Raw genomic sequence first — 21,857 nt, 5'->3', positions numbered from 1 at the left:
ACTACCGCAAGCAGCTATTAATCACCATCGCTCTTGCATTAGAAGGAATGCATTATGTTCTTTTTGAACCAAAATATGGTCAGCGAATCTGTTGGCGACGGTGTTACTCGTAAAATTCTCGCCCATGGTGGCACCATGATGATGGTAGAAGTGTGCTTTCAGGCGGGGTCTGTTGGCCCGATGCACAATCATCCGCATGAACAGACCACATACGTAAAGTCTGGTGTTTTCGATTTTACGGTTGGCGATGAAACTCATCGCGTATCTGCTGGCGATACGCTGTACAAAAAGCCTAACGTCATGCATGGCTGTATATGCGTTGAAGCGGGGACTCTGATTGATGTCTTTACGCCTCAAAGAGACGATTTTATTTCATAAGCCATGGCGTGAGCACGGCGCCATATGAGCTCAAAACAAACCTCATCCAACGTTGCTGGATGAGGTTTATGTTTCACGAGCTTAGGCTAAGGCATTACTTTTTTAGTGCAAAACTGAACGTCTTCGACTGGCACGGAGCAAAATTGCCCATGTCTTCCGATTGATATTGAGTTTCTTCCCGTAAAATTTCATCCATTCCCGCTTCACTCCAATGAATTGTTTGCGGATGAATGCTGACTTCCCCCATAGCCGCTGTCTGTTCACTTGGGTTATAGCAACGAATAATCAGTTCCTCGCGATCTTCTGCTTTTTTCAATGCGCTGAGCATCACACCGCTGCGTGGCATTTCCAGTAGGCTGTAGTGGTGTGGTGTCTGATGAGGCGCAAGGTTTAGCTTCATCGCGTTGTACGGCATTTTGTTATAACAACGTATGGGCGTGAGATAGTCGCGGGCAAACTGCGGAACTCCAGCCTCCAATGCTGTTCCTGTAAAACCGAACAGGGCGAACTGAAAACGATGTTTCCCTTTCATCTGTGAATCAGGCGTGGGATGCTTTGCCAACAGAGGCTCGTCTACGCGAGATGTATTCTGTCAGCCGCGTTACGGTGCGACAGGCAATTCGGTTGCTTGTTGAACAGCAGATACTGGAAAGCATTCAGGGAAGTGGCACTTACGTCAAAGAAGCTAAGGTAAATTATGATATTTATCAGCTCACTAGCTTTGATGAAAAACTGTCTAACCATAATATTCATACCCACAGCGACGTACTGACTTTTACTGTGATGACTCCGCCACCGATTGTGGCCGAAGAGCTCTCGTTGAATGAAGGGGAGCGGGTTTGGTATGTAAAACGTCTGCGTTATCTGGGTGACAAAGCGGTTACGCTAGAAGAAACGTGGATGCCGTTGGCGCTGTTTCCCGATCTCACTTTTCAGGTGATGGAGGGGTCGAAATATGTGTGGATTGAGCGGGTAAAACAACTATCGATTGAGCGTAGCGAGCAGGAAATTATTCCTCGGATGCCGTCTAAAGAAATGGCTCAGCTACTTGGATTAGCTGCCGATAAGCCTATTCTCGAAAAGGTGTCTAAGGGATATTTAAGCGATGGTCGATTGTTTGAATATAGTCGCAATTATTTTAGCACCGATGACTATAAATTTACGCTGGTGGCTCGTCGCCATCCAGCGTCGGCGTAATTAGCTATCTAAAGTAAATGTCGGGAGTTTCAGGTGCCAACGGATGGCTGCAAGACGAATCGCTAGGGTGACAAACATCCCCAGCATCATGGCATTTTGCAACGCCATGTTGAAGGTGGCATAGGCCGTCACGTGAACGATACCGCCAATGATGCAGGCGGTCGCGTAAATTTCAGTACGTAAGATCATAGGAATTTCGCGCGCCAGAACGTCACGGATCATTCCCCCGCCTACGCCGGTAATCACGCCCATACACACGGCGATTAGCGGGCCAGCTCCGCCAGCAAAGGCTTTATTCACGCCGATTCCCACAAATACCGCTAAACCAACGGCATCCAGAACCGGCAAGATCCAACTGGGCAAACGGCGCGGTTGGCGTACTAACACAATAGTGGCCAGACAGGTAATCATCGCGACCACAAGATCGGTCGGATCTTTCACCCAAAACACCGGTCCGTGATCGAGTGCCATATCGCGGATAGTCCCGCCGCCGACGGCGGTAACGACGCCGAGCACCAAAACACCAAACGGATCCATTCTCAATTTACCGGCGAGCAGTACGCCTGAAATGGCAAATACAGCCGTGCCCAAAATATCCAGCCAATACACCAGCATGGTTGGTTTCCCCTGTCTAAATCTTAGTGTTATGTAGCAATAGTCTAATTTATGAGGTGATTGTTATATAATTAACTTATTGTTTTAATTGATTATTTTTGTTTTTATGATGCAATAAGATACATTGAATTTTGAGGAGTTTCTACGGGGAGACACAGAATTAAGCACTTTTCTGCCAAAATAGTGGGAGAAAAGTGCAGTTAACCACGGCTAGCTTAGCGGGGAGTTTTGACGGAGAGAGTATCTAGCTGTTCACATAGTGCCCGTGCAGCAAGAATAATGCGTGGACCGCTGCGGTTTAACCAGTCTTCATTAATGGCGATGACAGGAATGTTCAACTGCGGCTTCCAGAACTGCTTCACGGTTTCGGCCTGCTTTTGCGAGCCGCTCACCACGATGACCTGCGGCTTACGTATAATCACCTGTTCCCGACTTACCTGCGGCCACGGAACAGGGCTATCGGCAAAAATATTGGTTGCGCCACACAGTGAGAGTAAATCGCTTTGAATTGTGGCTTTAGAGGTGGTGAATAGCGGCTGAGTGCCGAATTGCATGAGCACGCGGCTTGAATGAGGACGATGGTATTTTTCGCGTAACACCTTCACTTGATCCCGAAAATGGTTTGCTGCATCGTGGGCGATCTGCGGGGTGGGGCTATAGGCGGCTAAACGATCGAGATCGTCGGCAATGCCATCAATGGTTTTGGGATCGGAATAAAAGATCGGGATACCGAATCCTGACAGCTGATCTAAAACCCGCTGTGGGTTTCCACCGCGCCATGCCAGAATCAAATCAGGCTTTAACGCTAAAATACGCTCCAGATTAATCCCCTGCCATGAGGCGACTTTTTCCAGTTTTTCCGCGGCTGGTGGGTAATCAGAATAAGCGCTCGCAGCCACCATTTTATCGTCTAAGCCCGCAGCATAGGCCATTTCGGTGGTATGGGGAGAGAGGCTAATCACGCGGTCTGCCGCAAAAAGCGGCAGACACAGCAGCAGCCAAAGAGCGCCAAAGAGGCGAGAGACAGGCTTCATACGGTAGGTCTCATCTTTGTTCGATCACGCGCGCTTGGCAAATTCTTGCAGCATGGCTTCAACCATGAGCGAAGATTGCTGAGCGGCAACAACTAAAAATTCATCAAAGCTCAGGTGAGATTCTTTGTCTGCAACGTCAGAAATCGCGCGAACCACCACAAACGGTGTTTTAAACGCATGGCAAACATGAGCAACCGCGGCCGCTTCCATTTCTACAGCAGCAACGTTAGGGAAGGTTGAACGAATGCGAGCCAAAGGCTCTGCGCCGTTAATGAAGGCATCGCCGCTGCAAATCAGGCCGCGAACTGCATTCAGGTTTAGCGCCGTGATGCAGCGTTCAGCCAGCGCAATCAAATCCGCATCAGCGATAAACGCGGCGGGGCAGCCAGCCATTTGACCCGGCTCATAGCCAAAAGCGGTAACGTCAGCGTCGTGATAGCGAACTTCATCTGAAACGACGATATCGCCCACGGTCAGTGTGCTTGCCAAACCGCCTGCTGAGCCCGTGTTAATCACCACGTCTGGGTGGAAATGTTCTAGCAACAGCGTGGTTCCCATCGCGGCAGAAACCTTGCCAATGCCAGACTTCAGCAGTGCGACTTCCACGCCGCACAGCGTGCCGGTATAGATTTCACAGCCCGCACGCTGCATAGTTTGGCGGTTTTCGATACGGTCGCGCAGCACAGCAACTTCTTGCTCCATTGCACCAATGATGCCTACTTTCATGATGATACCTGCAAAATTGTGAGTTAGAACTGGAGGCATTTAAGCCTTGTACTAGTCTAACATGCGAGCGCAAAGATTCTGGCTGGATTTGCATTTTACGTAGCGCATTGTTATCACTAGTGAATAGCAATATATGTTCACGCTCGGCAACACAGGACGCAGACGGTGACCAATTTCAGCAGCAAGTTTAACTATCAACGCTATTTCAGCAGTCCGATCAACGTAGAGGATGAATACGATATTATTCGTCAGTTTGAAAGCGACCGTGGGCGAATAGTAAACTCGGCGGCGATCCGTCGCTTACAGCAGAAAACGCAGGTCTTTCCGCTGGAACGCAATGCCGCAGTCCGTAGCCGCCTGACGCACTCTATGGAAGTCCAACAGGTGGGACGCCATATAGCTAAAGAAATTCTGCATGATTTGCGCCGCCACGATCGATTAAATGAAATGGGGTTAACGCTGTTTATCGATCCCTTTGAAAGCATTGTTGAAATGGCGTGTTTACTGCACGATGTGGGCAATCCACCTTTTGGTCATTTTGGTGAAGCTGCGTTGAATAACTGGTTTCGCCAGCATTTAGGCGTGGATACGCAGGGGAATCTTCTCACCGATGAAATGAGCTGTCAGGTGGCCTGTCTACGGCTAAAAGCCGGTGACTCTGAGCTTAATTCATTGCGTACCCGCGTGCGGGCCGACCTCAGTTACTTTGAGGGAAACGCTCAGGCTATCCGTTTAGTGCATTCGTTGCTGAAGCTGAATCTGACCTATGCTCAAATCGCCTGCGTACTGAAATATACCCGCCCAGCTTATTGGCAAGGAGAAGTTCCGGCTAACTATCATTATTTAATGAAGAAGCCAGGTTATTATTTAGCTGAAGAAAAATTCATCCAACGGCTGCGCCAAGAATTAGAAATGAAAGAGTTTCACCGTTTTCCACTGACTTATATTATGGAAGCGGCTGATGATATTTCTTATTGCGTTGCCGACCTCGAAGATGCGGTGGAAAAAAATATCCTAACGGTCGATCAGCTTAGAGCCTATTTAGAATCGGAATGGGGACAGGTAGAAAAAGGCGATCTGTTTGATATTACCGTGGGTGAGGCTTACCGGCGACAAAAAGAAAAATACGGGCACCGTAGCACCGACGATCTTTTCTTTATGTATCTACGGGTCAACGTGGTTAAAGCTTTGGTTCCGCATGCCGCAAGACGTTTTATAGAGAATCTCCCACAGATCGTGGACGGTAGTTTTAATCAGGCGTTGCTCGAGGCTTCTGATTCCGCCAATCATTTGTTAAGCGTATTTAAAAAAGTTGCCTTTCAGCATGTGTTTAACCACCACGAGGTGGAACAGTTAGAGTTGCAAGGGTATCGCGTTATCGGCGGTTTGCTAGATATTTACAGCCCACTATTACAAATGCCTCTGGCTGACTTTGCCCAATTGGTTAAGGACGATACCCATCGTGGCTACCCGATTGAAACGCGGCTATTCCATAAGCTATCCGTGAAGCACCGCTTAGCCTATGGTGAAGCGCTAGAGTTATTAGAAACCCAAAGCCCTGATGAGTTTATGGTGTGGGAGTATTATTACCGCGCCCGCTTAATTCAAGATTATATCAGTGGTATGACCGACCTGTATGCATACGATGAATATCGGCGCTTAATGGCGGCTGAATAATAGGATAGATGAATAAAGTTGAGTTTTGTAAAGATAGGCCATAATTTTTTACGCTTCCTTGACTTATTGAAAGGGAACTTCAATGTTTTATCCGACTCTTAATAAGCACAAATATCACGGCTAATTTGCCAGTGATCATTAGGGAACCGTTGAAAACGTTCGTATCAGACTTACTTTATGAGTAAGTACATCATTGGCGATGTTACGCGTTCCTCAAATTATTTATCGTTGATAATACAAGAGAAAAACATTCTATGAAAAAATCCACTTTAGTATTGAGTGCAGTAGCATTGAGTTTGGGTATGGCGTTAAGCCCGATGTCAGCCAGCGCGGCTGAAACGGCGTCGGCAGTGACCAGCCAGCAGCTACCTAGTCTTGCACCCATGCTGGAGAAAGTGATGCCATCTGTGGTGAGCATCAACGTGGAAGGCAGTGCAACCGTTAATAACAACGCGCGTATGCCACAGCAGTTCCAGCAATTTTTTGGTGACAATTCACCATTCTGTCAGGAGGGCTCACCGTTTAGTGGCTCACCTATGTGTCAGGGCGGCGGCGCAAATGGCCCATCTAAAGAGAAATTTAAAGCCTTGGGCTCAGGTGTCATTATTGATGCAGCCAAAGGTTATGTTGCTACGAATAACCACGTGGTAGAAAACGCGGACTCCATTCAGGTACAACTGAGCGATGGTCGCAAATACGAAGCCAAAGTGATTGGTACCGATCCACGCACCGATATTGCATTGATTCAGCTGAAAGATGCCAAGAATTTGACCGCCATTAAGATGGCCGATTCTGACGCCTTGCGCGTGGGTGATTACACCGTGGCTATCGGTAACCCATACGGTCTGGGTGAAACCGTGACTTCGGGTATTGTTTCTGCGCTGGGACGTAGCGGCCTGAACGTAGAGAACTACGAAAACTTCATCCAAACCGACGCGGCGATTAACCGTGGTAACTCCGGCGGTGCGCTGGTGAACTTGAACGGTGAGCTGATTGGGATCAACACCGCAATCTTGGCTCCAGACGGCGGTAACATCGGTATCGGTTTTGCGATCCCTAGCAACATGGTGAAAAACTTGACCGGCCAGATGGTCGAATTTGGTCAGGTGAAACGCGGTGAGCTGGGTATTATGGGCACCGAGTTGAACTCTGAACTGGCGAAGGCTATGAAGGTTGATGCACAGCGCGGCGCATTCATTAGCCAAGTACTGCCTAAATCTTCCGCTGCCAAAGCAGGGATTAAAGCGGGTGACGTTGTGGTGTCGCTGAACGGCAAACCTATTTCTAGCTTTGCATCGTTCCGTGCTGAAATCGGGACTATGCCAGTAGGCAGCAAGCTGAAACTGGGGTTGATCCGTGATGGTAAGCCAATCAGCATCGATGTGACGCTGGAGCAGAGCCAGCAAGCTCAGGTTGCGTCCAGCAATGTCTTTGCCGGGATTGAAGGTGCAGAGCTCAGCAACGTAACAACGGGTAAAGTTAAAGGCGTTAAAGTAGACAACGTACAGAAAGGCTCAACCGCGGCGCGTGTTGGTCTACAGAAAGGCGATATCATTCTGGGCGTAAACCAGCAGCCTGTCGCTAACTTGGGTGAACTGCGTAAAATTATGGATTCTAAGCCACCGGTTCTGGCTCTGAATATTTTGCGCGGCGAAAACTCTCTGTATCTGTTAATGCAGTAATTTTCTGAGGCCGCATCACGCGGCCCAATAAGATAAAAAAGACCCTGTGAGCACACGCTGGCAGGGTCTTTTTTGTGAGTTTTGCGAACAGCATTGCCAATCTGAATGTAACTTGGCTGTAATTAAGGTTTACTGTTTTCTCGCTTGAGCTAGCGAGATATCTTGCATCAGCACGGAAAGTGGACTGGTAATTGTTTATTATTTGGTCATAATGACAACACAAATGACACCACAAATTATAAATGAGAGCCGCCAATTATGAGTACTATTCATTTTCGCATTGATGAAGAGACTAAACGTCTAGCGATGCAGGCTGCGGAGCGTAAAAAGATGAGCCTAACTGAGTTAGTGAGGGAACGCGTGGAGGCGTTGGCTGATGAGGAGCGCCGCTTCCAGTTAGAAAATGCCAATATGGAGCTTGAGGCGCTGATCGAACAGGCTTTCAGCGATTATGATTCAGGGAAAATGGAGTTTATTTCTGACGAGCAAATGAATTCGGAAATGGGCAGTCTGAAAGACTTAGCACGGCAGGGAAAGCTGTGAATTCTGTATTTTGGGGAAATCAGGCAGTAGCCGACAGAATGTCTATTTTCCGTTTTTTGGTTCACAAGGCTGGCGCTAAGGTGGCGATTGCGACGGATGAGCGCTTTATCGCGCTGTCTTCATTGCTTTCTGAGCACCCAAAGTCGGGGCATGCCATTAATGGCAATACGCAACGGAGAAGGTTAATCGTGCCACATTTTCCTTTTGTCATGGTTTACGCCTTAGAGTCCCACTCTGTGCGCATTTTGCGCGTAATCCACACCTCTAGAAAGATCGCGGTAAATTACACTCAAAAGTCATCGTTCAAAAATCATCGTTACCAATAAAAAAGCCCAGACCGAAGTCTGAGCTTTTCTCTTGTAATGCATTAGGTTAGTGAGCACCACCACCGCCACCGGCGGTTGAGAACGGTGGGCGAGCGAACCAAATGAGCACCAGCAGTACTAAGAACACGCCCGCAGACATCCAGAATATCTCGTTGGCGGAGATAATCAGTCCCTGCGCGGTAATTTCATTCGCTAGGTAAGCGGAGGCCTGCTTACTGCTCATACCCAGTTTTTCAAGCTCGCTGTACGTCTGCTGTGTCAGCGGGTTGTACGGATTCACCGATTCAGTCAGCTGTGAATGGTGTAGCGCTTCACGGCGGGTCCACAGTGTGGTTGTGATCGATGTACCAATAGAACCGGCCAGCGTACGGCAGAAATTACTTAGGCTAGAGGCTGCCGCCAAACGCTCTGGAGGAAGTCCAGACAGGCTGATGGTTGTCAGTGGCATAAAGAAGCACGCCACGGCAAAACCCTGAATAAACTGCGGCCAAGCCGAAGCACCAAAGTCCATTCCCGGTTCAAAGGTATAGGCACGCCAGTAGAAACAGACGGCATACATTATGAAGCTGAATGTTACTAAGCGGCGCATGTCCAGTTTAGGCGCAAACTTACCGATAATGGGCGATAATATCACCGGTATCAAACCGACTGGCGCGGACGCCAAACCAGCCCAGGTTGCGGTATACCCATAGACCTCTTGCAGTAGCTGCGGTAGCAATACGATTGCACCGAAGTAGAGCATGTAGGCCAAGCTGATACATAGCACACCAATGGTGAAGTTACGCATTTTGAACAAGGACAAATCGACCACCGGATGCTCGTCGGTAAGCTCCCAGACAAGCAGGAAGCACAGGGCGACGACGGCGACAACCGTCAGTACAATGATCTCGGTGGAGTTAAACCAGTCGAGCTCTTTCCCCTTATCCAGCATCACCTGCAAACAACCTACGCCGAGCGCAAGAAGCACTAGCCCCACGGTATCGATAGGCTTGATTTCGGTTTTGGTTTCGCGTCCTTTCAGCGTGGACATGGCAACCAGCGCAACGGCGATCCCCAAAGGCACGTTGATGAAGAAGATCCAGCCCCAGTGATAGTTATCACTGATGTAGCCACCCAGAACCGGCCCGCAAATCGGCGCGACGATAACGGTCATAGACCACATCGCCAACGCCATACTTCGCTTCGCAGGCGGATAGTTACTGAGCAAGAGACTTTGCGACAGCGGGATCAGTGGGCCTGCTACGATCCCTTGTAACACGCGGAAGAAGATCAGCATCTCGAGGCTAGAGGAGATCCCACACAGCCAAGAGGCTGCGGCAAACAGGATCGTTGACCACAGAAATAAACGAACTTCCCCGAAGCGTTTTGCCAGCCAACCGGTGATCGGGATCGAGATGGCATTAGCCACCCCGAACGAGGTGATCACCCAGGTTCCCTGCGAGTTTGATGCACCTAGGTTCCCAGAGATCGTCGGGATCGCCACGTTGGCAATCGTCGAGTCCAGAACCTGCATAAAGGTGGCCATTGCAAGGGCCACCGTCATCCATGCAAGCCGTGCGCCCTCAAGTGGTTTTTGTTGCACGTTAACCTCTGCCGTTTTTAGCTTGCGTTAGCCTGAATGATCTCGGCAATCACCTGATTCACCGGTTCAAGGTTCAACGTCAGGACATTACTTTCATATGCAGGCGTTTTGCGTACGTTGTTAGCCAGCACTAAACCGTCGGCATTGGCGGTATCTACCGTAACCAGCGTAGATAAACCAATACGCAGGGGATGCTCTGCAATCTGTTTGGCATCTAATTCGATACGGACGGGTAAACGCTGAACCACTTTGATCCAGTTACCGGTCGCATTCTGTGCCGGTAGCAACGAGAACGCACTACCGGTCCCCATGTCTAAGCCGACAACTTTACCTTTATAAACGACATCATCGCCGTACATATCACTGATAACGGTGGCTGGTTGCCCAATACGCATACCGGCGAGCTGAGTTTCTTTAAAGTTGGCGTCAATCCACAGCTGGTTGTCGGGAACGACGGCCATCAGAGGAGTGCTTGGCGTAATTTGAGCTCCCACCTGAACGCTACGGCGCGACACATAACCCGTGATCGGGCTACGGATTTGAGTACGCTCCAGCGCCAACCATGCATCACGAACCTGTGCTGCGGCCTGTTGAATAGCGGGTTGCTTTTCCAGTGGCGTGTTCAGAATCAACGCTTGGTTCGCGTTATATTGCTGAATAGCGACATCCAGCGCCGCTTTAGCACTTTCAACCGCATCTTGCGCATGTTGCAGTTCTTCACGACCAATTGCATTAACACTGCCTAACACCTGACGACGCTTGTAGTCATCGGTGGCTTTATTGAGCTCGGTTTTACGCAACTGGATGTTGGCCTGATACTGCTTGCCGTTAATGATGAGCTGATGAGTTTGACGCACGCTGTTTGCCAGCGCGGTTTTCGCTTTTTCATAGGCTTGTTCGGCGTCGGTACGATCAAGCGTTACCAGAATATCACCGGCTTTCACTAAATCGGTGCCATCGAAATACACTTTGGTCACGCTGCCAGAAACCTGTGCATTAATCTGCACCTGATTACCGGTGACGTAAGCATCGTCAGTTTCCTGATGATGACGCAGTACGAGGAACCAATAGGCCAAATAGGCAATGCCAATAACGACAAAAATAACGGTCAAAATCGTGAGCCACGTTTTGCGCTGTCTCTTTTTGTTCGAAGTTTGCTGCTGGGTGGTTTGAGCTGCCACGCTTTCGCTCATGTGTGTCTCCGCCTTGCTAAAATATTATGCTTTTGAATTCACGACTGGGGCTTGATAGCCGCCGCCAAGTGAACGAATAAGTCCAATTTTTGACTGCAACAGATTATTTTTGGCATTCAATTCTGCCTGTTGCTGCTGTAACAGTTGAGTTTCGCTGTTTAACATAGGTAAACGCCCAGTCAGTCCGCTTTGGTACTGGGCTTGGGCAACACGATAAACCTGCTCGGTTGACTGCGATGCGCCCTGTGCTTGCTGATACATCTGGTTCGCGCTTTGCTGCTGAGTAATGGCGTCAGCGGCATCTTGAACTGCACTAAGGATAGTCTGGTTGTAGGATTCTACCGCTTGATCATAAAGCGCTGATTCTTCTCCCAGTTTGCTCTGTAGCGCACCTGCGTGGAAGATAGGTAGCGAAATCGCTGGCGCTAAGTTCCATGCTTTACTGGCCGCTTCCAGCAGGGTTGGATTCGTTCCTTTGAAGTTAGCGGTAGTAAATCCGGCAAAACCGCTGATGGAAACGCTTGGATAAAAATCTTTGCGTGCCGCTTGAACGCTTTGTTCATAAGACTCAACTAACTCACGCTGAGCAGTGATGTCGGGACGCTGGCCCAATAGATTGATAGTTAGCTCTGTTGGTGGTGTTAGCCACTGGCTATCAGGAAGACTAACGCGCTGGATGGTTGATTTTCCGGCTGCGCTTTTACCTGTCAGAGCTGCGATCTGATGCGACAGCAAATCGATTTGCGTCTGGATCTGCGTCACCATCTGGCGGTTGATATCAACCTGCGCCTGCGATTGCTGCCAAACCTCAATACCGACCACACCAGCGTTATATTGCTGCTGATTGATTTCGGCCAACGCCTGATAGGACTGGATCTGTTTGTTCAGCAACTCTTGCATAGCATAGTTGCTTTGCAGCTGATAATAGGCCGATGCAATGGCTGAGGTTAGTGATAACGCCGTCTGCTGTTGTTCAGCCTGCGCCGCATTAACCTGTGCTTTTGCTGCATTGACCTGATTACGGTATTTTCCCCACCAGTCAAACTCATAGCTAAAGCTAAGACCCAGATTATTGGTGGTTTCATACAGCGGCTGCGGGTTTGGCATATTAGGTGCCAATGGCTGAATCGTATTCTTAGAGAAACGATCGCGACGACTGCTGGCGGTGAGATCCAGATTCGGGCCATTGGCTGAGTTGGCCATACCTACGGCGTTCTCTGCTTCACGCACGCGCGCCGCCGCCTGTTTCAGCGTCGGTGCATTTTTCAGGGCGTCAGCCATGAGCGCATTCAACTGTGCGTCATTGGCTGCCGTCCACCAGTTAATGCTCACCGCTTTAGCGGTGTTGGTTGACGTGGATAACTGCAACTGCTGTGAGTTAATCAGCGAGGACTGCGGTTCAATATTATTGGTTGATGCGCAGCCTGCCAACAGGAGCACCGCAGCAAGCGCGGTAAGTTGTCCACGAATAGGGAATTGCATGGTTAATACCTGATGGTTTAGATGCCAGACGCGGTTATTGCGTCAGGCCAGATTGTTCCATCTCTTCAATGCGACCCAGCAGCTTACGCGTCAAGGTTTCGAGCACCTGTTGCTCATCCGCAGTCAGAGTGGACCATAAGAAATGCAGGCATTTGTGCTGTGGAGGAAGGATCTCTCCAAGGAACGCTTCGCCGGCTTCGGTCAGGTGCAAATGCAGACAACGACGGTCGCTGTCACTTTCCTGACGTTCAATCCAGCCACGCTTTTCCAGCTCATCGGCAATGCGGGTTGCATTGGTACGTGATGAACCGAGAGCGGCGCTCAGCTCAGATGGTTGAATACTTTTGCTCTCTTGTGCATCCAGCGTGATCAGAGCCATGAACAGTGTTTCGTTAATCCCTTGTTCTTTAAGCATCTTGTTGCGATTTTCCAACAATTTGCTTTGCATGTGCATGCACAGGCGTGTCAGGAGAATTTCTTGGTATGGGAAGTCTTTCTGACGGAGCGCGCGCAGCTTTAGCATTTCCTCAATATGAGCAATAGAACTTGACATGGATGTAACCTCGTTAGTTTCAGGCGGTATAGTAACTATGGGAATTAATAATGTAAATAATCTAACACATAAATAATTAGCGGTGATTGTTATTAATTGCTGTTGGAAACATTAATCGCAAAAAATAATTTGTCTGATTAATATCACTGAGATGAAATCAGGTGAACATCATCATCATCTTAAAAACCAAACCGAAGGTAACTGCTCCTGAGATGGTAGACATAATGATGCTTTGAGTGCGGTAAAAACACAGTGAAAGGGCGAGAAAGCCGCAGAGCGTGGGAATCAGCCGCTCGTGGTGAGACAAAATTTCAGGCGTACTCGAAACCACCAACAGAGCGCAAATAGACGCGATGCCGATATTGTCCAAGAGCAAAGAGATAATTCCCTGTTTCGCGGTGTCGCTTTTGCGTGCCCGCCCGAGTCTGAGTGGTAAATAGCGGAAGAGAAAGTTTGCACCACCGACGATCAGGCTGATAGTGACCACCGTTGAATCCATCGCAAGGTTACTGAAGGTGAAGTTATTTATCATTGCAGACCTCCGGTAACGGCTGTGGTTTTGGCCCAAACAACGAGGCCAGGCAGCCTGCGGCAATACCGGCCAAAATGGATGCAGGGATCGAGAAGATGAGAAGCGCAGCCAAAGACGCTGCCAATGATGCTATTACGGTAAAACTTTGCTGGCGTTTAAACGAGGCTAATAAAAAGCTTAGAAACAGCGCTGGAAGCATAAAGGTCAGCGATGCCTCGATGGCGGGATAGGCTTTCAGCGGTCCATTGCCGAAAAGTGCGCCAACCGCGGTGCCAAATACCCAAGACAGCCACGAACAGAGTGCAATACCGATCATCCAGTTTTCGCTCCACTGGCGATTATCGCGCATCAGTTTGCTGGTGGCTGCGGCAAAAACTTCATCGGTCAGGCCAAACGCCCAAAGCGCGGTTTTTCCTGGGCTCATCTTAGTAATAATGCGATGGCGGAGCGAAGGTCCATACAAAATATGGCGAATATCCATCGCCATCACCGTCAGCGCTGATATCCACAACGACATCCCCGCGCTGAGCAGCGCGGTTATCACAAACTGGCTGGCACCTGCGTAGATCACGCTGGAAAAGAAGATGCTCTCAAGCGGAGAGAATCCGAGTTTCACCGCGGTTAAACCAAAGGCAAAAGCGACAGGCAAGTAGCCAATCACAATCGGCAGGCTATCTACAATGCCGTCTTTGAAGGTTGATGGCGTAACGATAGTCTCTGCGGCTTGTTCAGCAGAAGTTTGAGTTTGCATGTTTGGGTCGTTATGGCTGGATTAGAGATAATACACGGTGAATGAATCATTAATGCGGTCACATTATCAGACTGTATACACGCATGATAGTCCCGCGATTAATTAAAATTAAAAATAACTATTTGCAAACTAATCTATGCAAGAGATGGATTGTTTTTGGTTGAAAATTATACAGTTGTGCGTGAGGCCCCCTAACGAACATTAGGGGAAAACGGGGAGTTTACGCTGAACGCTAATCCTGAGGAGATGATCCATCCATATAAAAGACGTTGCTGTTGGATGCTTCGCCTTCAGGCGCCACGGCGGTAAACCGTGCGTTATAGCGCAGGCGATAGGACGCCATTTCATTCGGATCGGGCTCAAGCTCGCGTAAGAAAGACAACGCCAGCCGAACATGCTTGTGGGTTATCTCCGTTGGCAGATGCGCTTTACGCAATACCGAACGCCAAAACGTTAAGCTCTCTTCAGACTCGTCAACGATAAACGTTTGATAAATTAGCAGCACACCCGCTGCGTTTCCCATGTGTGATTCATTATCCTGCAAAAGATACTGAATAAACTCTCCACCCGCGGTCTTACCCATTTGGCTAAGCATCGACTCCACGTAGACAGGTTCGATGTTCAACCGTTTGGTCAGAGCCTGAGATGCGCGGCGCGCATCGGAGTTCAGCACGCGAAAACCGATAATAAAAACCACCACTAGCGTCGCCAGCATTAACCAAATCATGGACAGTCCTATCAAGAAAGAGGGCGGATATCATAAAGGGAAATAGCGAGAGAGAGAATAGCTGCTGAGTAATACTTCTCAAGGAGATATTAACAGGCAACGATGCCCGATAAAAATTGACGTAACAATCATGCGCCATGGGTAGGATATTAATTGTCATTAACGGTTGTGGCTCAATAAAAACGTATTAAATAGAATAAAAATAGCTATTGGTCTTTATGTCCTAAGAACCTTTATACAACCATTAACCTCTCGAGTGAATAATATTATGCGAAAGCCAAAGAAGATATTAAACAACCCCGACAATTTACGCCATGAAATTATGCAAGGAATGGTTTATGCCTACCAAGGAAAAATGATTTCTATCGATGAGTTTTCGGCGGTTTACCGCCAAGGCATTAATCCTGAACAGGTGGTGATCATCAGCGGAGGGGGAAGTGGCCATGAACCTACCTTCGCCGGGTTCATTGGCCTTGGCGGTATTGATGGCTGTGCGCTAGGGGAAGTTTTTACCTCTCCCTCGCCCGATCAAATTATCGCTGTAGCTAAAGCTACGCATAAAAATAATGGCGTGCTATTCCTTTATGGAAGTTATTCTGGCGACAGTATGAATTTTGATATTGCGGCAGAAATATTAGCCGAGGATGGCATTGAAACTCGCACGGTGAAAGCAACTGATGATATTGCTTCTGCGCCTTTAGATCGAATTTCAGATCGTCGCGGCGTGGGCGGGATTATGTTTTTATATAAAATTGCTGGTGCCGCGGCACAGTATAAAAAATATGATCTTTCTCAGCTACAAGATGTCGTTATCAAAGCGAACTTTAATACCCGCACCATTGGCGTCGCTTTAGACGGTTGTGCGTTACCACAATCTGATTCATTTAATTTTAGACTGGCTGACGATGAAATTGAAGTCGGCATTGGTATTCATGGTGAGCCTGGACTCTATCGCCAAAAATTGACTACGGCAGATGAGATTGTAGACATCATGATCGAACGCTTGTGTCAGGACAGACCTTTCAAAGCCGGTGATCGCCTGTGCGTAGCCGTCAATAACTTGGGGGCTCTAAGCAATACCGAACTATTGGTTATCAGCCGCAGAGTGGGGATGGCATTGAGCGCTCGTGGCTTAGAAACCCATGACGTGGTCATTGGTCACTTTTGTACATCGCTAGAGATGTCAGGTTTTTCCATCAGCCTCATGTTGCTTGATGAGGAATTACAGGCGCTGTATGACATGCCGCATTCCACTTTAGGTTGGAGCAAATAAAATGAATATCTCACAGTTAAAGCAAATGATGCTGTTAACGGCACATCAGATGATTAAGAGCGAGCCCATGCTGACTGAATTAGATCAGGTTATTGGCGATGGCGATCATGGAATAGGTATGAAGAGAGGGTTTTCAGCTCTGGTTAAACTCATGGACAATCCAACTTTTCAGCCGCAAAACGTGGGGGAATTTTGGGTGCAAATAGGCACGACATTGATGACGTCTATGGGCGGCGCCTCTGGTGCCGTATTTGGCACGTTATTTCGGGCTGGGGGCAAAAGCTTAGACGGAGAAAAAGAATTTAACGCTGTGTCATTAGCGCGTTGGCTGAATCAAGGATGGCTTGCAGTACATACCCGTGGAGGCGCTAAACCTGGAGATAAAACGATGGTTGATGCGTTATCGGCAGCGGCGGACGTTGCGAACGCAGTGCAATCGTTGCCGTTGGACGAGGTGCTTTCCCGCTGTGCTGAGGCCGCAGACCAAGGTGCGGAAGGGACTAAAATGATGGTAGCGTCCTTTGGCAGGGCCAAGAATTTGGGGGAAAGGGCAATAGGGCATTGTGATCCGGGGGCTGTATCTATGGCACTCATTCTCCGATTTATGGCGCAATATGCCGCGAATGAAGTGAAGTGATTGTATGCTAACGGCTACTCAGGGTGGCCGTTAGCGCTCGGCTTAGTCAAATCCAAAACCACGTGCAAAAAGCTGTTTCAATTCCTGCATGGCACGCTCTTCATCTTGCCCTTCACAGATGATTTCGACCTGAGCACGCCCCTTAATTCCAGCGCCCAGAATTCCCATAATACTTTTCGCTTTAATGGTTTTTCCGTTATAAACCAGCTCAATGCGTGATTGAAATTGCCCCACGGCTTTAGCAAGAACCCCTGCGGGACGGGCGTGGATACCAGTTTGATTACCTACGATGACAGTTTCTTTTAGCATGGGAACATCCTCTTTATTCTCATCATTCGTCTTGAGCTAAATAATCATCAGCAAACATGCAATACCCACCGATCAACAGTTGGGCGACATAGGCCCCGGGATCGAGCAATGCGCGTGAGCGCTCTCCATGCGTTGCGGCGCGCCCATGTTTTGCTATTAGCGTGGTCGTGTTTTGTACTCCCCGTTTTGCTTCTTCATGAGCTAGATGAGCAAGAGAAATCCAATCCTGTTTCTCTGTATTTTCCTGATTTAGCACACTGATTGCGGGGAATAGACCATCTAGAAAAGTTTTCTCGCCGAGTTGAGCTTTGCCGCGGTTTTGCACTCCGCAAAAAAAGGATTGAAACAAGATGCCAAACTCTTCGCTTTTGAGGGTGGTTTTTCCTTTAAATGTTTTGCCAACTTCAATAAGGCCTGAGGCCATTAAAGTCCCCATGGTGGAGGGCACCGCGGAGGACATCGTTTTACCCGCGAGGTAGAAAAATTTGCCTATATCAGTTTCGTCACTGCGAGATACCTCGTGATAGGCAGAACGGAAGCCGTCGCTCATGGTGAGGCCAAGATCGCCATCACCGACGATGCTATCCATTTCAATCAGCGTTTCTTTTTGAGCCAACATAATATTGGCCCACTGGGCAAACAGTGATTTAAGCTGCTGAGCGGTCAAAAGCATATTAGTCTTCTCCCTGAAATTGTTTAAACATCGGGGTGTTGGCTTCATGTGCTAGGAGCTGTTTCAGTTCGTCATCTACGCGCATTAAACTGATCGATAACCCCGCCATTTCCATTGCTGTGGCATATTCACCCACATAGGTTTTAAACACGTTGATTCCGGCGTTCTTCAGCGTTTGGTAGGCTCTGCCATAAACTAAATAAAGTTCTTCTAGGGGCGTTGCGCCAAGTCCATTAATCAGCACGGCAACTTCATCGCCAGCGTGGAGTGGAAAGTCGGCAAGAAGATTATTCATCAGTTCATCAACAATACTGTTGGCTGGCTGTTTTTCTCCACGACGAATACCGCTTTCGCCGTGAATTCCAATGCCGATCTCCATTTCATCTTCGCCAATATGAAAGCTAGGTTTGCCTACACGAGGGACGATGCAAGGTGAAAGCCCAACACCAATAGTCCTGATGTTATTACAGGCTTTTTGGGCAATACGCTGAACGTTGGCTAAATCCAACATTTGCGCTGCAGCGGCTCCGGCACACTTATACGCAAAAAAGATACCTGCAACGCCTCGGCGACGGCTAGGTTCACCGGCAGATGGAGGAGGGCAAGCGATATCATCGCCAGCGATGACCGTAGCTGTGACAATATTGCTTTCGAACTCAGCCATTTCTGCGGCCATATCGAAATTGAAAATATCACCGTTATAGTTACCGTATAGGTAGAGTACGCCCGCGCCTGAATCGACAGCCTGAGTTATTGATAAAATTTGCTCAGGGCTAGGAGACTGAAAAACATCACCAACGCCGCAGCCGTCAAGCATGCCTTTACCCACGTAGCCAAGAAAAAGGGGCAAATGTCCTGACCCTCCACCGGTAACGATGGCAACTTTTCCTGGGCGTTTATTGGTAGACACTAAACAATGTGGATCGTTATTAACAAAATGAAATTGATTGGCGTGAGCGAGATAAATTCCATTTAATACTTCAGGAATAAAGTCCTCGGGAGAGTTAATGAATTTTTTCATAATGTTTCTCAGTGAAATTGAATAACCACTAATGTGATGTTAAATAGCCTGCGCAATAGAATAGAACGCAGGCTATTACCGACCTGGTGGTGGCTGGAAATAATTTATTTAAATAAAGGTTTGTTAGAATTTAATTTCTTTTGGGTAAGCCCAACTCTGTAACTCATGAGGAGGGAAGCTTTCTGGCTCTTTACCCCCGTTGATAAGTAATGCATGGTAGTAAATTTCCGCCATTTCCTCTATGTAGGCTGACTTTAATACGGCTTCATAAGGTTCTTTGTCTACTCCGATAACCCCATGTTTTTCCATTAATATAGCGTCTGCACGTAAAATAGGGTCTATAACGCTAGTTGAAAGTGCTGGGGTGCCTGGTCTACCATAAGGTGCGACAGGAATAACACCGTCTTTTAAGTTTAAAATCGCACATTCGTATACGATAGCGGGTATTGGCTTATTTAATACTGCAAATGAGGTTGCATAGATTGAATGAGTATGAGATATGGCAAATACATCATGACGAGCTTTGTATATTTTAATATGCATTAAACACTCGCTAGTAGGGCGAAGACCTGATTCACTCTCAATAACATTGGCATTAATATCCATAACGACGATATCACGTGGCGTGAGTACCGATTTATCTATGGTTGTGGGCGTGACAAGTATATATCCAGTCTCTTTATCCCGTACACTAGAGTTTCCTGCCTTATGTTTACATAAGCCCCACTGCTGAGCCATTTTGGCCATTTCTACGACTTGCTTTTTCTGAATGTCTAACATGATATTTATCCTATAATCAGAATGACGGGGAGAATGGCGACAGGTAAACGCCATGCGGTATGATGTAATTTAATAATATTCAGACAGATGCTGTAATAAATTCTCTTTAGTTATTGACGTGCGAATTTTTTCTCCCCCATCGTTGAATTCAAGAAATTCATTAAGCTGTGCTAATGCTTTCAGGTGTTTTTGCGGGTTGTTTGTGGCGAGAACAATAATGATGTCTGCTTGCATATAACCAGCGATACTAATTTTCTCAGGTAAGCGTAGGAGAGACATACAGATTTTATTTACCCCATCATCAACGCCGGCATGAGCAATAATGAGGCCATCAGCCAACATGATATACGGCTGCTCAATAGAGATTTTATTGATCATAGTGGTTATGTAACGAGGTTCGAGCAGTTGTTCTGTTAGCAATGGTGATGCTGCTTTGGCGATAGATTGCTCCCAAGACAACGTATTTGTATCTTGAAAACAAAGGTGTTCAATGCACAGCAACTCACTCAAGGATGGGGTTTCAAAGGCCGAAGAGTGTGACGGGCATTCAGAGCTGCTTTCATCGTAAATGTAGCTAGCCAATTCTTTTTGTAGGCCTTTTCTATCATGGATTGTTCCGTACTTTTCAAGGATTAAGAGTAACTCCTCCATTTGGATAATATGTGGGTCTACGCCCTGCAATGAGCTAATGACTTGATGACGAAATGTGCTTTTATGAAAGTTATTAATCGCGGGGTTTACTACGAATAGTATTTTGTCAGTCTTAATAAAAGTGGTGGAAAAAACGACGTCATAATGACGTGAGTATTTTTCAAACTCTCTTCGTGACATCATTTCTATAAAATGCAATTCAGGCAATAAAACCTGTAGCGTTAGATAGAGATAAGTCGAGACCGTTGCACTATTTTCGCTAACCACTATCGCCGTTTTTTGAGTTTTAATCTGATTAATCAGCCCTTCTCGCGTGAGCCATCCACCAAATAACACGGTTAAGAATGCCACCTCTTCGTTTGGCACCTCACAGTGTAATATTTTTTCAAAAGGCAGCATTGCGCGACGTACCATCTCATGCAGATGGCTAAATTCTTTCGCAACTAAGTCATACACACTATTGGTGTTGGTCAGGTGATAGCGAATGCGATAATAAGCGGGTTTCCAATGCTGATAGATTTTCTCTATGAGTTCACTCTTCTCTTTGATTGTGACACAGCTAATTTTTTCAAAGTTATCCACTACGACGACGACACTTTCAAGAAGAAGCGTATCTAAGTGAAAATATTTGTCCGAGATGGTTTGAATATTAGAGCTTTGAATTATAGCAGTTAAAAATATGTGTTCGTTATACTGATGAATCCCCATTTTATGAATAATGTTTTGCATCAGTTTAAAATCACGACCATGAGCGATTTCACTGTAACTATCTGGGAGGATTTTTATCGTTTTGCCAAACTTAATACGATGTTGGATAAAACAAATAAAATAGATGAGTTCTTGTAGTTGTTGATCGGTAAACTGAATTTTTAGACATTTTTCTATCTCACTAAAAACATAACCAACTTGTTCAATATGTTCTGAGATGACATTGTTATATTGTGCAATAATGCTTTTAGCAACCGGGATCATAAGGATGTTACGTAACGCGCTAAGTAGAAGATAGCGTTTTTTAATCTCATCTCCCGCAATGTGATACCCTTGCTCACGATTATAGTGAATTTTTAAACCGTATTGGCTAACGCTTGATTTAACTTTTTTAATATCATTGATGATCGTGTTTTGGCTAACGTTAAGTGCAGACGTCAGGTGTAATAGTGATAAACGTTCAGCACGTGTTAGTAAAAAGAAAATAATTAATTGCCCACGTTCTTCTTCAGAGAAAAGGTAGCGATTATTAAATACTACATCTTCTTGATGGCGAAAGTTTTCGATAACGAGCTTAGGTACATGAAGTTTGCCTGTTTTTAATCGAGTGATAGTCTCAAAGTGGTGCGATTCAAGATAATCATTAATTTTCTTTATTGTGTAGCTTAATTGCTTACGAGTCAGATTAAATTCAGACTCAAGCGCTACACCCGTGATACTAGGATCGCTTACAATCGCATCAAGTACGGTGAAGACACGTTTATCAACAGCCATAATGCAATATCCTCGTATGTGAAGGGTGACTCC

General features: G+C 47.1%; 23 protein-coding genes and 1 pseudogene. 8 read left to right on the top strand and 16 right to left on the bottom strand.

Going from position 1 to position 21,857, the window contains the following annotated elements:
- The first annotated feature begins 54 nt into the window (after positions 1 to 54).
- Positions 55 to 378 (top strand): cupin domain-containing protein, encoded by a 324-nt coding sequence (locus HMPREF3091_RS00955; RefSeq protein WP_070713408.1) that lies wholly within the window; start codon positions 55 to 57, stop codon positions 376 to 378.
- Between the two features lie 94 nt (positions 379 to 472).
- Here the strand turns inward: HMPREF3091_RS00955 and HMPREF3091_RS22785 are convergent, their stop codons facing one another.
- Positions 473 to 706, bottom strand: a complete 234-nt coding sequence (locus HMPREF3091_RS22785; RefSeq protein WP_246839938.1) for a glycosyl hydrolase-related protein — start codon at positions 704 to 706, stop codon at positions 473 to 475.
- Between the two features lie 221 nt (positions 707 to 927).
- On the opposite strand from HMPREF3091_RS22785, the pseudogene HMPREF3091_RS00945 reads away from it, so the two are divergent.
- A pseudogene (locus HMPREF3091_RS00945) lies at positions 928 to 1,575 on the top strand (GntR family transcriptional regulator); the annotation flags it as partial.
- Here HMPREF3091_RS00945 and HMPREF3091_RS00940 read toward each other — a convergent pair.
- The 3 genes from HMPREF3091_RS00940 to mtnN form a co-directional block, all read right to left on the bottom strand.
- Complete coding sequence (locus HMPREF3091_RS00940) at positions 1,576 to 2,190, bottom strand: TRIC cation channel family protein (RefSeq protein WP_004847386.1); 615 nt, start codon at positions 2,188 to 2,190, stop codon at positions 1,576 to 1,578.
- 215 nt (positions 2,191 to 2,405) lie between these two features.
- Positions 2,406 to 3,224, bottom strand: a complete 819-nt coding sequence (gene btuF, locus HMPREF3091_RS00935) for a vitamin B12 ABC transporter substrate-binding protein BtuF (protein ID WP_070713404.1) — start codon at positions 3,222 to 3,224, stop codon at positions 2,406 to 2,408.
- A 24-nt stretch (positions 3,225 to 3,248) separates the two neighbouring features.
- On the bottom strand, positions 3,249 to 3,950 hold the full coding sequence (gene mtnN / locus HMPREF3091_RS00930; RefSeq protein WP_035503237.1) for a 5'-methylthioadenosine/S-adenosylhomocysteine nucleosidase: 702 nt from the start codon (positions 3,948 to 3,950) through the stop codon (positions 3,249 to 3,251).
- Positions 3,951 to 4,115: 165 nt separating this feature from the next.
- On the opposite strand from mtnN, the gene dgt reads away from it, so the two are divergent.
- The 4 genes from dgt to HMPREF3091_RS00910 all read left to right on the top strand — a co-directional run bounded on the left by dgt (position 4,116) and on the right by HMPREF3091_RS00910 (position 8,178).
- Positions 4,116 to 5,627, top strand: coding sequence for a dGTPase (dgt, locus tag HMPREF3091_RS00925; protein ID WP_070713401.1), 1,512 nt, complete (start codon positions 4,116 to 4,118; stop codon positions 5,625 to 5,627).
- Positions 5,628 to 5,881: 254 nt separating this feature from the next.
- Positions 5,882 to 7,309, top strand: a complete 1,428-nt coding sequence (gene degP / locus HMPREF3091_RS00920) for a serine endoprotease DegP (protein WP_070713399.1) — start codon at positions 5,882 to 5,884, stop codon at positions 7,307 to 7,309.
- A 258-nt stretch (positions 7,310 to 7,567) separates the two neighbouring features.
- Entirely contained in the window at positions 7,568 to 7,852 is a 285-nt protein-coding gene (locus HMPREF3091_RS00915; protein WP_070713396.1) for a damage-inducible protein J, read from the top strand.
- Entirely contained in the window at positions 7,849 to 8,178 is a 330-nt protein-coding gene (locus tag HMPREF3091_RS00910; protein WP_083321325.1) for a type II toxin-antitoxin system RelE/ParE family toxin, read from the top strand. Before HMPREF3091_RS00915 ends, HMPREF3091_RS00910 begins: the two co-directional genes overlap by 4 nt.
- A 46-nt stretch (positions 8,179 to 8,224) precedes the next feature.
- Here the strand turns inward: HMPREF3091_RS00910 and emrB are convergent, their stop codons facing one another.
- The 7 genes from emrB to HMPREF3091_RS00875 all read right to left on the bottom strand — a co-directional run bounded on the left by emrB (position 8,225) and on the right by HMPREF3091_RS00875 (position 14,998).
- Entirely contained in the window at positions 8,225 to 9,760 is a 1,536-nt protein-coding gene (gene emrB, locus HMPREF3091_RS00905; RefSeq protein WP_004847371.1) for a multidrug efflux MFS transporter permease subunit EmrB, read from the bottom strand.
- A gap of 17 nt (positions 9,761 to 9,777) precedes the next feature.
- Complete coding sequence (emrA, locus tag HMPREF3091_RS00900) at positions 9,778 to 10,953, bottom strand: multidrug efflux MFS transporter periplasmic adaptor subunit EmrA (protein ID WP_070713392.1); 1,176 nt, start codon at positions 10,951 to 10,953, stop codon at positions 9,778 to 9,780.
- 24 nt (positions 10,954 to 10,977) lie between these two features.
- Positions 10,978 to 12,435 (bottom strand): efflux transporter outer membrane subunit, encoded by a 1,458-nt coding sequence (locus tag HMPREF3091_RS00895; RefSeq protein ID WP_070713388.1) that lies wholly within the window; start codon positions 12,433 to 12,435, stop codon positions 10,978 to 10,980.
- A gap of 34 nt (positions 12,436 to 12,469) precedes the next feature.
- The gene (gene mprA, locus HMPREF3091_RS00890; protein WP_004847364.1) at positions 12,470 to 12,988 is read right to left on the bottom strand and encodes a transcriptional repressor MprA; all 519 of its coding nucleotides are present in this window, start codon (positions 12,986 to 12,988) and stop codon (positions 12,470 to 12,472) included.
- A 157-nt stretch (positions 12,989 to 13,145) separates the two neighbouring features.
- The gene (gene ygaH, locus HMPREF3091_RS00885; protein ID WP_210403535.1) at positions 13,146 to 13,487 is read right to left on the bottom strand and encodes an L-valine transporter subunit YgaH; all 342 of its coding nucleotides are present in this window, start codon (positions 13,485 to 13,487) and stop codon (positions 13,146 to 13,148) included.
- 22 nt (positions 13,488 to 13,509) lie between these two features.
- On the bottom strand, positions 13,510 to 14,271 hold the full coding sequence (locus HMPREF3091_RS00880; protein ID WP_004847360.1) for an AzlC family ABC transporter permease: 762 nt from the start codon (positions 14,269 to 14,271) through the stop codon (positions 13,510 to 13,512).
- Between the two features lie 232 nt (positions 14,272 to 14,503).
- Positions 14,504 to 14,998: a DUF1198 family protein gene (locus tag HMPREF3091_RS00875; protein WP_004847358.1), complete on the bottom strand. Its 495-nt coding sequence runs from the start codon at positions 14,996 to 14,998 to the stop codon at positions 14,504 to 14,506.
- Between the two features lie 268 nt (positions 14,999 to 15,266).
- Here HMPREF3091_RS00875 and HMPREF3091_RS00870 point away from each other — a divergent pair, with 268 nt between their 5' ends.
- Together HMPREF3091_RS00870 and dhaL are read left to right on the top strand one after the other, a co-directional pair.
- Positions 15,267 to 16,271 carry a dihydroxyacetone kinase subunit DhaK gene (locus HMPREF3091_RS00870; RefSeq protein WP_070713382.1) on the top strand — a complete coding sequence of 335 codons (1,005 nt, stop codon included), beginning with the start codon at positions 15,267 to 15,269 and terminating at the stop codon, positions 16,269 to 16,271.
- 1 nt (position 16,272) lies between these two features.
- Positions 16,273 to 16,908 (top strand): dihydroxyacetone kinase subunit DhaL, encoded by a 636-nt coding sequence (gene dhaL, locus HMPREF3091_RS00865; RefSeq protein WP_070713378.1) that lies wholly within the window; start codon positions 16,273 to 16,275, stop codon positions 16,906 to 16,908.
- 42 nt (positions 16,909 to 16,950) lie between these two features.
- Here dhaL and HMPREF3091_RS00860 read toward each other — a convergent pair whose 3' ends face one another.
- From HMPREF3091_RS00860 to HMPREF3091_RS00840, 5 genes are all read right to left on the bottom strand, one after another.
- A complete protein-coding gene (locus HMPREF3091_RS00860) occupies positions 16,951 to 17,217 on the bottom strand; it encodes an HPr family phosphocarrier protein (RefSeq protein WP_004847350.1) in 267 nt (88 codons plus the stop codon).
- Between the two features lie 22 nt (positions 17,218 to 17,239).
- Positions 17,240 to 17,890 carry a dihydroxyacetone kinase family protein gene (locus tag HMPREF3091_RS00855; protein WP_070713374.1) on the bottom strand — a complete coding sequence of 217 codons (651 nt, stop codon included), beginning with the start codon at positions 17,888 to 17,890 and terminating at the stop codon, positions 17,240 to 17,242.
- A gap of 1 nt (position 17,891) precedes the next feature.
- On the bottom strand, positions 17,892 to 18,911 hold the full coding sequence (locus HMPREF3091_RS00850; protein ID WP_004847347.1) for a dihydroxyacetone kinase subunit DhaK: 1,020 nt from the start codon (positions 18,909 to 18,911) through the stop codon (positions 17,892 to 17,894).
- A gap of 123 nt (positions 18,912 to 19,034) precedes the next feature.
- The gene (locus tag HMPREF3091_RS00845) at positions 19,035 to 19,691 is read right to left on the bottom strand and encodes a class II aldolase/adducin family protein (protein ID WP_070713372.1); all 657 of its coding nucleotides are present in this window, start codon (positions 19,689 to 19,691) and stop codon (positions 19,035 to 19,037) included.
- A 69-nt stretch (positions 19,692 to 19,760) separates the two neighbouring features.
- Positions 19,761 to 21,824, bottom strand: a complete 2,064-nt coding sequence (locus tag HMPREF3091_RS00840) for a BglG family transcription antiterminator (RefSeq protein WP_070713370.1) — start codon at positions 21,822 to 21,824, stop codon at positions 19,761 to 19,763.
- Between the last annotated feature and the right edge of the window lie 33 nt (positions 21,825 to 21,857).

It is taken from the genome of Hafnia sp. HMSC23F03, from assembly GCF_001816025.1.
GTDB classification, from domain to species: domain Bacteria; phylum Pseudomonadota; class Gammaproteobacteria; order Enterobacterales; family Enterobacteriaceae; genus Hafnia; species Hafnia paralvei.
This window is presented reverse-complemented; position numbering and strand designations above follow the sequence as displayed.